At 55.3% G+C, this 13,699-nt stretch carries 9 protein-coding genes and 1 pseudogene; 7 read left to right on the top strand and 3 right to left on the bottom strand.

Annotated elements, in window-relative coordinates; all coding sequences use genetic code 11:
• Positions 1 to 128 precede the first annotated feature (128 nt).
• Complete coding sequence (locus tag ACOBR2_RS19615) at positions 129 to 1,058, top strand: branched-chain amino acid transaminase (RefSeq protein ID WP_420237773.1); 930 nt, start codon at positions 129 to 131, stop codon at positions 1,056 to 1,058.
• Positions 1,059 to 1,217: 159 nt separating this feature from the next.
• Positions 1,218 to 1,547, top strand: a complete 330-nt coding sequence (locus ACOBR2_RS19610) for a hypothetical protein (RefSeq protein ID WP_420237772.1) — start codon at positions 1,218 to 1,220, stop codon at positions 1,545 to 1,547.
• A gap of 22 nt (positions 1,548 to 1,569) precedes the next feature.
• Here ACOBR2_RS19610 and ACOBR2_RS19605 read toward each other — a convergent pair whose 3' ends face one another.
• Positions 1,570 to 2,904 carry a hypothetical protein gene (locus ACOBR2_RS19605; protein WP_420237771.1) on the bottom strand — a complete coding sequence of 445 codons (1,335 nt, stop codon included), beginning with the start codon at positions 2,902 to 2,904 and terminating at the stop codon, positions 1,570 to 1,572.
• A gap of 275 nt (positions 2,905 to 3,179) precedes the next feature.
• On the opposite strand from ACOBR2_RS19605, the gene ACOBR2_RS19600 reads away from it, so the two are divergent.
• Both ACOBR2_RS19600 and ACOBR2_RS19595 read left to right on the top strand, forming a co-directional pair.
• Positions 3,180 to 6,740: a TonB-dependent receptor domain-containing protein gene (locus tag ACOBR2_RS19600; RefSeq protein ID WP_420237770.1), complete on the top strand. Its 3,561-nt coding sequence runs from the start codon at positions 3,180 to 3,182 to the stop codon at positions 6,738 to 6,740.
• A 337-nt stretch (positions 6,741 to 7,077) separates the two neighbouring features.
• Positions 7,078 to 8,415 (top strand): GH1 family beta-glucosidase, encoded by a 1,338-nt coding sequence (locus tag ACOBR2_RS19595; protein WP_420237769.1) that lies wholly within the window; start codon positions 7,078 to 7,080, stop codon positions 8,413 to 8,415.
• Positions 8,416 to 9,310: 895 nt separating this feature from the next.
• On the opposite strand, the pseudogene ACOBR2_RS19590 reads toward ACOBR2_RS19595, so the two are convergent.
• Positions 9,311 to 10,810, bottom strand: a pseudogene (locus ACOBR2_RS19590) (IS3 family transposase).
• 102 nt (positions 10,811 to 10,912) lie between these two features.
• Between ACOBR2_RS19590 and ACOBR2_RS19585 the strand changes: the two are divergent.
• The 3 genes from ACOBR2_RS19585 to ACOBR2_RS19575 all read left to right on the top strand — a co-directional run bounded on the left by ACOBR2_RS19585 (position 10,913) and on the right by ACOBR2_RS19575 (position 12,377).
• Entirely contained in the window at positions 10,913 to 11,449 is a 537-nt protein-coding gene (locus ACOBR2_RS19585; RefSeq protein ID WP_420237768.1) for a hypothetical protein, read from the top strand.
• Between the two features lie 70 nt (positions 11,450 to 11,519).
• Positions 11,520 to 11,810 carry a hypothetical protein gene (locus ACOBR2_RS19580; protein WP_420237767.1) on the top strand — a complete coding sequence of 97 codons (291 nt, stop codon included), beginning with the start codon at positions 11,520 to 11,522 and terminating at the stop codon, positions 11,808 to 11,810.
• Positions 11,811 to 12,377 carry a hypothetical protein gene (locus tag ACOBR2_RS19575; RefSeq protein ID WP_420237766.1) on the top strand — a complete coding sequence of 189 codons (567 nt, stop codon included), beginning with the start codon at positions 11,811 to 11,813 and terminating at the stop codon, positions 12,375 to 12,377.
• On the opposite strand, the gene ACOBR2_RS19570 is transcribed toward ACOBR2_RS19575, so the two are convergent.
• Positions 12,370 to 13,644, bottom strand: a complete 1,275-nt coding sequence (locus ACOBR2_RS19570) for a reverse transcriptase domain-containing protein (RefSeq protein ID WP_420237765.1) — start codon at positions 13,642 to 13,644, stop codon at positions 12,370 to 12,372. The two genes, ACOBR2_RS19575 and ACOBR2_RS19570, sit on opposite strands and share 8 nt — an antisense overlap.
• Positions 13,645 to 13,699: the final 55 nt, after the last annotated feature.

Genomic DNA, 13,699 nt, shown 5'->3' with positions numbered 1-13,699 from the left:
TGGCCGCTTTTCTGTTTTAGGCCGACCGCAAGCATTCCCCGCCCCACCCAACCTTCCCCGCAAGCCCTCCCACGCGTTACCCTAGGGTTTGCGCGCGAGCTGCGCGCGGAAGGAGTACGAACGCCCCCATGCCTATCACACCGACAAAACATATTTGGCGCAACGGAGAGCTGATTGCCTGGGAGCAGGCGACCCTGCACGTGATGAGTCACGTGGTTCACTACGGGTCGTGTGTTTTCGAGGGGATTCGCTGTTACGCCCAGCCGCAGGGCGCGGCCATCTTCCGCCTGCCCGAGCACATGCAGCGGTTGCTCGATTCGGCCCGCATCTATCGCATGGATCTGCCCTACACGCTCGAAGAGCTGTGCGCGGCGGTGGTCGATCTGGTGGAGTCCAACGGCGTTGCCCCCTGCTACATTCGCCCCTTTGCGCTGCGTGGCTACGGCGAGATCGGCGTCAGCCCGCACGGTTCGCCGATTGAGGTTCTGGTGTCCAACTTCCCCTGGGGCAAGTACATTCAGGGCACGGGCGGAGCCGACGTTTGCGTTTCCAGCTGGAACCGTCTGGCGCCCAACACCATGCCGTCGCTGGCCAAGGCCGCGTCCAACTACATGAATTCGCAGCTGATCCGCATGGAGGCCGAGTCGAACGGCTACCAGGAAGGCATCGCTCTGGACGTGAACGGCACAGTCAGCGAAGGTTCGGGCGAGAACGTTTTTGTGGTGCGCAATGGGGTAATCTACACGCCGCCGCTGGCCAACTCGGCGCTGAGCGGCATTACCCGCGACTCGGTGCTGACCTTGGCCCGCCACTTGGGCCTGACGGTCGTCGAGCAGTCGATTCCGCGTGAGCTGCTCTACATTGCCGACGAGGTCTTCTTCACCGGCACAGCCGCCGAGGTGCAGCCAATCCGCTCCATCGACAAGATTCTGGTGGGCGACGGCAATCCGGGACCGATCACCAAGAAGCTGGCCGACGAGTTCTTCGCCATCGCCAGCGGCCACAAGCCGGACCGCTTCGGCTGGCTGACGCCGGTCAAGGTGGAAGCGGCGAAGTAGATCGCGAGTCAGCAAGTCAGCACATGGAGCAAGTCAGCGCATGGAGCAAACCAGCGAGTCAGCGCATGGAGCATGGGAAATGGAACACAGTTTCGTTGCCAGAACCACTGCTCTCCGCGCTGACTTGCTGACTCGCCGACCCGCCAACATGAGGCTTCCATGCCCAACACTTCCACCTCGAACGTCGAAGCTCTGGCCCGTCGCGCACGGCGGGAGAGCGCTGCCGATCTGAATCCGGAATTTTCCTTCTGGGCCGGTGCGCCCGAGCTGCGCTTCAGCGGCGATTTTTACGGCCAGCCAACGCCGAATCACGAAACCCGCCTGCTCCTGCAGTGGACCGAAGAGAATCTCTACCTGCTCTTTGTCTGCCCGTACGAGAATCTGCACCTGAAGCCCGATCCCGACCGCAAGTACATTGCGTGGCAGGCGCCAGGCCGCCCCAGCTTTCATACGCCCGAGGTCTTTGGCTGGCTGCGTCTGGTGGACTGATCGAGTCGCGGTCAGAAAGAAGCTACCAGACGCTGATTGCCTCAATGTGCGGCGATCCCGCGCTGCCATTCACCACTTCGGTGCTGAGAATCACTTCAAAGTCGTGGTCGCGGAAGGCGGGGCCAATGCGTTGGCGCAGTGTTTCCATCTGCTCAGGGTCCACCACAAACTGGCCAGCCAATGCCGTTCCGGTCATTCCGACTCCCGCCACAATCACCTCCAACTGTCCGGTGGATTGATCGTGGATGCGGGCAATGATTGCGTAGTCGCGCTTGATGGCCGACAGTTGCAGCTTGGTGTTCATCCCCCAATCCTTCTTTTCCGGATTTTTACGATCCAGAATCCAGTAACGCTCTTCCGCCGTGCCAGCAAAGCGATACGGCAGCGGGATAAGCGCATGCAGCGTCCAGGGATTGTCGATTCCGCCAATCAACACCACCGGCCCGGTCCGCAGATCGTTGAGCGAAATCGTTGGAGCCAGCCGCAGGTCGGAGTCGCGTTTCAGCAAGGAGAGAAGGTGAGAGATGCGATGCGCGGCCAGCGCATCGGAGAAGACGATGCTCTCATCCAGGGTTTCGAAGGTTTGAAAGGTGGAATTCAACGGGCTATAGGGTAGTTGCTGCCCGAGCGCGTATGGATTTTCCGGATCGGCTTCCTTTTCCTGCTCGATGATTCCCGCAGCGGCGGCTGTTGAGCCTCCGGAGTTATTGCCCATCGGCAGGCAGAAGAGGATGGTCCGCCGGTCGTCGAGCAGAGGTCTCCAGAAAACCTCCAGCGCGGACGGATGCGATGCTCTCCAGAGGGCGTATCCCCCCAGAGCAAGCAGAATGCCGAGGCTGGCGAGCGCGACGCCCTGAGCGAGACGGGAATGGAGAAAAAGACGCAGCCCGAGGGCCAGAACTGGCTTGAGCTTGGCCGCTTCGGGCGCAGCTGCCTCCTTTGCCAGGGCATCAGTGCGGTCGTTTTCGGCTGCAGTCTGGCTGGCGGAGTGGTAGAACTTGGGCGTGTAGTGGCCGGAAGGCAGATCGATGCGGATCTCGGCATCGTGCCCTTCCTCCTGATAGTACTGAGTAAGACGCTTGCGCACCTCGGCGATGGTGACGCGCACTACCGGATTATCGGCCGTGTCGTAATCCGTGGGGCAGCCAAAGACGCACACGCCTATCGTGCGCTCTTTCAGCGCATCTCCGCGACCTTCCAGCGTTTCTTCAATGATGTAGCGCAGCAGGGCGGGGTAGCGCCGGCTGTTTTTAAAGCGTTCTGCTTCCAGGATGCGGTTTGTCTGCAGCCTGATTTTTTCAACCTCTTCCACACTGTTCGGAAGAATGGCCGTGGATTCCGATTCAGCAGGAGCCATCTGGTGAAGCCTCTCAAAAGTTGCAGCCCAGCATAGTCGAACGAAACAAAAAGAACAACAGAATATGTTTAGCTTAAGTTTTACCTTCCTTAACATCTTTTTAAGTATATGTTTATCAATAATTTGGTCCTCGTTTCCGGAAAAGATACTGAAAAGTCACTGGACAGTTCCAAAACAGATTCTTAAGCTTCGAGCGAATTGAAGACCGGGACCGTACATAGACCGAATCTAGAGCGCATCCCGGAGGCCGATTCAAAGGAGGCATTTAAATGCAAATGACACGGCAACCTTGGGCCCCATATGCGCTGCTATGGCGTTGCTGGTGCGTGGGGATTCTCTTCGCATTGTTACTCTGCGGCACAAAAGCTGTTTATGCGCAGCTAGCTACCGCCGACATTCTCGGTACGGTATCGGATAGCACCGGCGCAGTGGTTCCCAATGCAACCCTGACGCTGACCAACACGGGGACCAACGATCATCGTACTGCTGTGGCCGACGCCGCCGGAAGCTACCTGTTTTCGACGCTTCAGCCAGGGCATTACTCCATCACTGTCAAGGCCAAGAACTTTAAAACGGAGACGATCGCGGATCTGGCCGTAGAGGCCGGTGACCGCGCCCGCGCCGATGTTCATCTTCTGGCGGGCGGTATGTCGGAAACTATCGTTGTGGAAGCGCAGACTCCATTGCTGCAGGCCGACAACGCTACCGTCAGTTCGACTGTGACCGAACAATCGGTGCAGGATCTGCCGTTAAACGGACGCAACTTTGTCCAGTTGGTGCAGTTGGTTCCTGGAGCCAATGAAGGACCGGGCAATGGCCTGACCAGTGGCGGACGCCCGGACGACCGGCGTACCACCAACGGTTTTTCAGTGAATGGGCAGGACGACACACTGAACAACTATGTAGTGGACGGCATCGACGACAACGAGCGCATCATTGGCACCATTGGCGTCAAGCCGTCGGTCGATGGCATTCAGGAGATTACGGTTCAGACCAACAGCTATGCGCCGGAAGGCGGACGCACAGCAGGTGGTGTGGTCAATTTGGTAACCAAATCCGGCGAAAACAAATTCCACGGATCGTTGTATGAGTTTGTGCGCAACGATGCCTTCGACGGCCGGGACTGGTTCGCTACCGTGGCCTCGGGGAAGAAGCCGGAATTGCGCCAGAACCAGTTCGGTGGCAGCGTCGGTGGCCCGATTCTGCGCAACCGCACCTTCTTCTTCTTTGATTACGATGCATACCGCCAAGTCAAGGGAACCACATATTCAAGCACGGTTCCAACGCTGGCGGAATACACGGCAATCAACAGCGCATCTTCGACCAGTACCATCAATCAGGTTTTCCCGAGCCTGTTCACGGGGACGACGTGCAAGGGTTCATCTGGTGGTACATGCAGCACCAACGGCATTCCTACCAATACGGTCGTTGATCCGATCGCGCTGAATTACCTGAAGCTGTTTCCAGCGCCTAACGTCGGTACCAAGACCTATTCCATCAGCCCGAACAAAACCGCGTTTAACCACACCTACGACATTCGTGTGGACCACACCATCAACCAGAACAACCACTTGTTTGGCCGCTATAACTATAACTACGCAAGCGGCACAATCCCGGCATATCTGCCCGCAGGTGCCAACCCGAACGCGCCCGCGGCTTTGAAGGCGATTGCCGGAGGCGGCAATTATTGGGCCTACACCGGACCGGCAACAGACAAGGCGAACCAGATCGCTCTTGGGTTCACGCATCTATTCACCCAGAATTTGGTGCTTGACCTGCGCGCGGCTTATACGCGTGTCAATAACTTCTCAGAGCCACAGAACTACAACACGAATGCCGATACTACCATCGGTTTTCCCTCCAACACCCACAACCTGACGGCGGGCCTTACACCGCTGGACATCAACGACTTCAGCTCGCTGGGTGATGGTGCCTACGTCCCCTTGCAGGACATCGACAGCACCTACCAGTATTCCGGCACCGTCAGCTACCTGCTGGGCAACCACACTTTGAAACTGGGCGCGAGCCTGATCCGCCGTCAGGCGCGGAACCTGCAGAGCGCATTCCCGTTCGGTCATTACTCCGGCTTTGGTCTACCCACGGACTCCAGCCCGGATCAGGTTCTTTCAACGGCTCTGGCCGGAGCCTTTACCGGTTCCAGCTATAACATCGATCTGAACACGCCGGATTATCGCACCTGGGAACCCGGCTTCTTTGCTCAGGATAGTTGGAAGCTCAATCCCAAACTGACCGTGGTGTATGGCTTGCGTTACGACATCTATACGCCGTTTACCGAAGCGCATAACCACATTTCCAACTTTGACTATTACTCGGCCGTCAACGCTTCCTCCGCATCAGCCGCGCAGGCTGCGCTGAAGGTGGCCGGTGTGGGTGGAGTATCGGGCACGGCAGGCCTGGCCACCACGCACAGCGACATCGCGCCGCGTATTGGATTCTCCTACTCGCTGCTGCCTGGCACGGTTCTCCGTGGTGGGTACGGCATCAGCTACTTCCCGGGTAACTACACCTCCAACGCCGATCTGAAGAATGCTCCTTTCACCTCGGTGTACTCGCCCAGTTGCGAATCTCTGTCTGCTTACAACATTCAGATCAACACCGGCGCAACGGCTTCTTCCGTGAAGGCGGCTTGCAGCGGATCGGGCTATCAGTCGGTTTTCGACAACGGTTTGCCCTCCCCCACGCCACAGACTGTGACAAGCGCGGCTCTTTCGTTTACCGCGGAAGATCCCAAACTGAAACCAGCTCTGGTGCAGCAATTCAACCTGCAAGTGGAACAACAGTTCGGACCGAATGTGCTGACGGTTGGCTATGTGGGCAACATCGGACAGCATCTGCCTGAGCCGTTGAGCGACATCAACGATCCCACGCCAGCACAAGTCAAGGCGGGTGGCTACAACACCGCGCGCCCGCTCGGAACACTGCTGTCGAACGTGGGTAGCATTGCCTGGCTGGTCAGCGGAGGCGTTTCCAACTACAACGGCCTGCAGGCTTCCTACCAGCGCCGTTTCGTCAAAGGTCTCGCTTTTGATGCCAACTATACCTGGGGCCATGCTCTGAGCGACGTGGTGGGCTTCTCGGAAGAAGGCCATCAGGGATGGGGCGATGCCGACCCCACGCAGATTCACAAGTATGAGTACGGCAACGCGGAGAATGATATTCGCAACCGCTTCGCGCTTTCGGTGAACTACGAACTGCCCTTCAAACACCTCAACAACCGGACGGAAAGACTTTCGCTCGGTGGCTGGCAGATCAACTCCATCATTGCCTGGCAGAGTGGCAAACCGCTTTCCGTCGTCAATGGCAGCAGCTATAGCCTTGCCAACAATGCGAACTCCTACAGCAATTGGGCCACGCCACAATACAACGGCGGACCTGACCGCCCCAACCAGATTGCCAATCCGTTCAAGGCCGGCAATGTACTGCACAGTGACGGAACAACCTGCGTGGGACCGTCCAAACTCCGCACCATTGGCCAACCCGGAACGAGCAGCGACTGGTTCAATCCATGCGCCTTCGAGCCGCAAGCCATCGGCACGGTCGGCAACACGGCACGCAACACAATCTATGGCCCGCATTTCCGCCACATCGACTTTTCACTCTTCAAGGACTTCCCGTTGCTGTATGGCGTCAAGTTACAGTTCCGGGCCGAGGCCTTCAACATCACCAACACGCCCAGCTTCTATCTGAACAACAACATTCACTCCTCTGAAGGCGTTATGAGTAACGCCAGCGGAAACCAGTTCGCGCAGGTCGTTTCGACTGACCCGAACTATGTGCCGCGCCAATTGCAGCTAGCTCTCAGGTTGCAGTTCTAGAGCACTGACAGTTTAGGCTTGTACCAACGGTGGGTGCCTCAGGTCCCGATTTAAGGACCTGGGAAAGCACGGACCAAGGTACAACTTTATGCGGCCAAAAACCTAGAGTAGTTCACTGTCTTTCCGTGGCGGGCCTGTTGTTTGCAACAGGCCCGCAGCGGAACCGGCATCTTACTTCTATCCTTTTTGCCTCGACAGGACGTGTCCGCCAATGAATCTTTCCCGCCGGTCGTTTTCCCGCCTCATGGGTTGCGGTGCTTTGACCGCTTCGCTTACAGCACAGCAAATACAACACAACGCGGCGTGGGCCGCTGCTCCGCTCCCGTCCGCATCGGGATTGAAGTTTCCTGCAGGCTTTCTCTGGGGCAGTGCCACTTCTGCTTATCAGGTGGAAGGCGCGGTGCATGAAGATGGCCGTGGCATTTCCATCTGGGATACTTTCTCGCACACGCCGGGCCGCGTTGCCGGCAATGCCAACGGCGATGTAGCCGATGACTTTTTTCATCGCTATCGGGACGACATTCGGCTGATGCAATCGCTGGGTGTAAAGGCCTTTCGCTTCTCCGTTGCATGGCCGCGCATCTTTCCTGCAGGCACCGGCGCAGTCAATCCACGAGGGCTCGATTTTTATCAGCACATGGTAGACGCGTTGCTCGAAGCTGGCATTCAACCCTACTGCACCCTCTTCCACTGGGATCTGCCGCAACCGCTGCAGGATCGTGGCGGCTGGGAGAATCGCGATACGGCCAAGGCCATGGCCGACTATGCCGGTTACACTGCGGCCAAGCTCTCTGACCGTGTGGAGCGCTTTATAACTGTGAATGAAATTCGCACTTATATTGAAAATGGCAACGTGCTGGGCACGCATGCGCCCGGCTACCATCTGAATGCCAAACGCATCGCGCAGATGTGTCACTACGCAGTGCTCGGCCATGGATGGTCCGTGGAAGCCATTCGCGCTCAAGCCCGGCCAGGTACGCTCGTCGGGATAGCAGATAACGTGCTGGCCACCATCCCCGCCATCGACCGGGAAGCCGACCTGCAGGCCGCGCGCCGCGCCATGCGGGAAGAGAACGCCATGTATCTGACGGCGATCATGGAGGGGCGTTATACGGACCTATATTTGAAGCGCCTCGGACGCAATGCTCCAACCTTCACGCCGGAAGAGATGAAGTCGATCAGCGCCCCTCTCGATTTTCTAGGCCTTAATCTTTATCAGCCGACCTATGTTCGTTCTGATTCTTCTGAAGCCGGCTATACGACCATTCCCATGCCGGAGTCGCATCCCCACATGCTCAGCCCCTGGATCACGCTCGGTCCAGAGATCCTTTATTGGGTGCCGCGTCTGGTGCATGAACTGTGGAAGCCTAAGTCCATTTACATTACGGAAAACGGAACCTCGTCGAGCGATCATCTTGCGGACGACAACAAGATCTACGATCTTGACCGCATCATGTACCTGCGCAACGGCCTTACGCATCTGCATCGCGCCGCCATGGAAGGCATCCCCGTGCATGGATATTTTCTATGGAGTCTGCTGGACAATTTTGAGTGGGCCGACGGGTACGACAAGCGCTTCGGCATGGTGTACGTCGACTTTGCCACGCTCAAGCGCACGCCCAAATTCAGTGCTGAATACTATGCTCAGGTTTCCCGCAGCAATTCGGTTTGCTGACGGGGCTATTGGATCAAAAAGCGTAGACGCCGCGCAGGTGTTGCTGCTTGCGCGGGCGTCCCCGCATGGGGCAGAAACTCTTTCCAGATTTTCTGTATTTTGTGCGGAGAATGTTTTTGGTGGGCCCGGTAGGATTCGAACCTACAACCAAGGGATTATGAGTCGGTCGTCAACGCGCTAAGTTGTTGATATTAAACAATATGAAAGCGTAGTTTACCGGAGTCCTAAATAGTTGAGCGAGCGGTGTTTAACCGAGTTTGCCGGGGTCGGCAAAAGCTGACGGGTGTACCGCTACTGTACCCAGCTCCTGAGCTGGAGAACCTGAGCCGTAAGCAACCCCTTTCGTATCACACGTTCTGTGCGTTAGTATTGTCTGAGCCGGAAACAGGGGACGGATTGGGCGTGAAAGATTATAAACAGTTGCTTGATCTGATTGAGGAGCACTGCACAGCAGAGCAAGTGAAGGAGTTGCTGCGTACCGCGATTGGAAATAAAAACGTTAAGGTCAGTGCACCCACCAAAGAAGAATTAGTAAGAAAGAATCTACGTGAGGCGCTTGACAGCCATTCACTCGACGTGGAGAAAGTCTTTGATTTACTGAGGGAGGGTGAGGAAAATGGTCCTCAGCATATTTATTATCTTCGCTGCCCTTACAAGGATGTTGCACAACAACTCACTTTAGTGCAGGTTCGCAGGATACTCCTTGGCAATTTGCCCTCTACTCCCCGTCTCGATGTTAAGCTCAACGACTACGTAGTTGCTGATGTGAGAGGATGGAATGACCGAAAGCCTCTCGACTGGGCTGTGAAAGTGTATGGCCATGAAATCCGAGAAGAACCTACTGGTGAGGTGATCCGGAGCGTGTCAACGAGTTTGAGACAGGTGGCGAGAGAGTTTAGTGTCTATTCTCTTCTGTCGCCGGTATTGGTATTTGGCGGGTTGATCCAGACCGCGGTAGGCTGGGGCGGATGCTTTGGTCGAGCATGTGGGAAGCGTTCGGGGTTGCGAGCATAGGCCGCGTCGAGAACCTGTTGCCTCTGTTCGATGACCTGCCCGGCCATGCCGTAATGCAGCATCTCCGGCGTCAGCAAGGCGATGCCGCTGTGATGATGCTCATGGTTGTACCAGGCAAAGAACGTCTGACCAAAATCCCGCGAGTGCTCGATGGATCCGAAACGATCTGGAAACTCGGGCCGGTACTTGAGGGTTTTGAACTGGCTCTCCGAGTACGGGTTGTCGTCCGAGACATGGGGCCGGCTATGAGTCTTGGTCACGCCCAGATCAGCCATCAGCAGGGCCACCGGTTTCGAGGTCATCGAGGTTCCACGGTCGGCGTGGATGGTGAGAGAGCCCGGCTCGATGCCCTGTTTGGCGCAGGTGTCGGCGATCAGACGCTTGGCCAACTCGGCGGTTTCGCGCGGAGCCACCATCCAACCCACCACGTAGCGGCTGAAGATGTCCAGGATGACGTATAAGTGGAAGTAAGTCCACTTGGCCGGGCCGAGTAACTTCGTTATATCCCATGACCAAACTTGATTGGGCCCGGTGGCCAGCAGTTCCGGCTTCTTGTACTGCGGATGTCGCAGCTGGTTGCGGCGTTCCTTCAACTCCCCGTTTTCCGCCAGGATGCGATGCATGGTGCGGATCGAGCAGAGATAAATGCCTTCATCGATCAAAGTGCCATAGACCTCCGCCGGAGCCTTGTCCGAAAAGCGCTCGGAGTGCAGATGTTCGAGCACAAGCTGCCGTTCAGCCGCACTTAGAGCCCGCGCCGGCGTAGGACGGACCCGGCGCAGAGTGGCAGGCAGCATGCGCCTATAGAGCGTGGCGCGCGGCACACCGAGGGCGCGACAGGCAACCGCTTTGCCGACGCTGTTGCCCAGTTCCAAGGCGGCGCTCATGAGTTCTCCTCGTCGATCTGGATGTTCGGAATCGGGTTGCCCAACAGCGCAGCCACTTTTTTTTGGACTTCGATGATCAGCTCGGCATTCTTCAGCTTCTTAGTCAGGCGCGCAACGTCAGCTTGCAGATCGCGGTTCTGCTTGACCAAAGGGCTGACCACCACCTTGGGCCCACGCTTCTTGGGCGTAAGGGCGTCGATGCCGCCCTGCTTCCGCTGCCGCCTCCAGGTGGCCAAGTGCGAGGAGTAAAGCCCCTCCCGCCGCAGCAGAAGACCCACAGCCCCGGCATCTTGAGCCGCATCGGCCTGGTCGATCATCGAGCGCTTATACTCGGCGGTGAACCGCCGCCGGCGGGGCCGGGCGATGACTTCGGAATCGGGAACCGGTGGGCGGGGGCCTGGCGTCGCGGCGCCCGCTGCGTTGGCAGCTTCTCCGCTACGCTCCGAAGCTGCCAACGCAGCGGAAGAAGTACTGATCTTGCTTATGCTCATCAAGGTGAGATTTCTTTCCCCGCCCTACAGTAATTGTTGAGGGGCAACCTGTCTCACTGATGTTGGCACAGAGGGATCCGAGAAAACTCGACGCGGATTCTAAAAGTGTATAAAGAGCAAGAGTATCGCTATGTTTTACTGGCTCGTTGGAATGCTCCTGATCTCTTGGAACTGAGGGTGCCGCGAGACGCTTCCATAATTCGTGTGGACAACTGGTATAAAATTTTGCGAGAGCGGCTTCGCCCTGTGATCCCTTTCGATCGTTTTACCCCGTGGAGTCTAAAAGGTATATCCAAGACTCTTTTTGATCAGCAAGATCGCTATAGGCGCGTTTATCGCTTAGGTGATGCGCAATTGGAAGATCCTGCACATAATGTCGTTACTTTCCAATCGTTTGTTCCTGATTCTGATCTTTTCGGAACTTTGGCTACTCAGTCAGCCGCGCGAGATCTGCTTGATCACAATAGCACTTACAAACACCAGCGAGTTCTCTGGTTAGAACAGGACGACGAAAAGTTTACCGGAGACATCAGTTGCCTGATTGGATTGCGAGCGGATAACGAGGTAATCCACCTTCGGCATCAATGTTCGAGAGGAATTGATTATGTTACCGCACAACTTCGCGCCTTTAGCAAGCGCTGAGCCGAGACTTCAGAGCGCCTGCCAAGCGCTCGATCTATGGATCAAATCACATCGTGATTGGAAGTGGCTTGTGCCTGGAATTGTGGCACGTGATTTTCCGAAAATTGATGCATTTGAGCTGGCAGAAGTATTGGGCTTGGCTGTGCGTCAAGGATTACTGCGCATTGAATACACGGTATTAACACCATCTGGAGTTCTGGCTGATGAATCTTTTGAAAGCCCTTTGACAATACCCCGGCAAATTCCAGATCGGCAGGAACAGTATTTCGAAACGGTTTCTCTTCCTATAGTACCGGTGTACATGGGGCCGGATTCAGCAAATCCGAGAGAGGGACGCAACTATGCGTCTTCCAGGTGCTAAATGCCTCCTCTCAGCGAAATTGCACTCAAGAACAAAGTTCTCGAATATGCCGCTATTATCCAAGCAGAGCAACAGGCGGAACAATGCCGAATTCGAGCACTTCAAAATAAGATGTTAGAAGGCATTCCAGTTGAACAGTGGCCTATGGCATCTACCGCTCTGGACGCAATCTTAGGAAAGGCAGGGGTCATTCATATGTCTGGAAATCACTATCACTTCGAAAATGTCGGCGTTGCAAATACTGGCGAGATCACTGGAAATGTGGCCGGAAATAGTCAAAGAACTGATGCCAGCGAGAGTGCACAAGCTCTCCTTCAGGCTTTTTCTCAGTTCAAACTCGCTGTTCAAAATGACAAGGCTCTCACAGTAGAGCAACGGGAGGATGCCATAGCCGCAACGAGTGAACTTGAAACAGAGGTAAAGAAACCGCAAGGAACTTGGAGTATGAGCAAAATCCGCAATGGGATTGCAGCACTCAAAACTTTAGGAGCGGGTGCGCAGACACTCTACGGCGTATATCAAGAATTACACCCACTGATTGCAGCACACTTCAATTTGCCTATGTAATCGTACTCAGAGCCGAAGATGGGTGCGCCTGATTCACAATTCTTATGCGCGGACCTCTGCCCTTCCTCGATGCGTTTTGCTTTTCATCGCCCTTGTTGCCATCGCGCACACGATCACCCAAAGTTATCACTCCAAGGAAGTGAGCCTGCTGGAAGCTCATAGTGTCGCCCTTTCGGAATATCTTCTTTTCATTCAGAAACTGTGACAATTCGCTAAGCAGAAAAGCATCCGCCAGTTTTGGAAAATCATCAAGCACGGTCGTTTTGAATGCTTCGTGCCAGCCTTTTGATATGTTATTCAGCCGCTGAATCTTTCTGAGCAAAGTCTCCCCTTGATTTGATCTCAGAATCTCTTTGATGCGCTCTTTATACTTAGTCTTGGATTTTTCTGGTGGCATCTGCTTACGATCACGGATGAAAAATCCAACGAATTGAAAGCCGTCAGAATAACGCCGGATTTGTGTCTTTCCAGAGAACGACAACTCGTGCATCTCTAAGCTGAGCTTGTTTTTTAGAAGCGCCTGCGCGTAGATACAGGCTTGTTCTGCATCCTGCCTAGTCTTGCACATCACGACGAAGTCATCCGCGTATCTGACCAGGCCGTATCCTTTTTTCAACATGGCACGATCAAACGTATGCAAATAGTAATTCGCAAGTAGCGGAGATAACGCATTACCCTGTGGAATTCCAGATGCAGCAGACGGAAAAAGCTGGAGAAGGTCTGGGTCGATGACATGCCTGTTTTCAATCTCGCTTGTCAGAGCTTTATCTATGAGAGCAAGCTTTTGCGGAGACCGGACAACTCGTGCCAACTTTTGGAGGAGTATCTTGCGGTCTACTTTATCAAAAAACTTTTTGATGTCGGCTTCAAGCACCCATTTTGATCCTGAGTCTGCCAGCTTATGAATCGCTTCAACAGCATCTCGGGTTCCCATCTTCTTTCTATAGCCGAAGCTGCACAACTGGTCAAATCTCTGGAGCTTAGGCTCAAGATAAAGTGCGAGAGCTTTTGCAACTACACGATCTCGCACGGTGGCAATCTTAAGCGGACGTTTTCCGCCATCGCTCTTATCAATTAGAACGCCTTTTGAGCCTTGGAATTGGTAACTGCCATCTGCGAGTTGTTGGGCTATTTTTCTAATCTGAGATTCGCTGTTGGCCGCAAAGGCAGCTATGCTGATACCGTCAACTCCAAAGGAGCGCGGATTTCTCTTATTGAGCTTGGCCCAAGCGATTCGCAATTCTGAGAGGGTGATAAGCTTTCGCAACTAGCCCCCGAATCATGAAGCTAGGCCACCGATGGGAAGAACTGCGGGCGGATCG

The sequence above is a fragment of the Telmatobacter bradus genome (assembly GCF_048629425.1).
Classification (GTDB): domain Bacteria; phylum Acidobacteriota; class Terriglobia; order Terriglobales; family Acidobacteriaceae; genus Telmatobacter; species Telmatobacter bradus.
The sequence above is the reverse complement of the archived record's forward strand: the minus strand, read 5'-3'. Positions and strand labels throughout refer to the sequence as shown.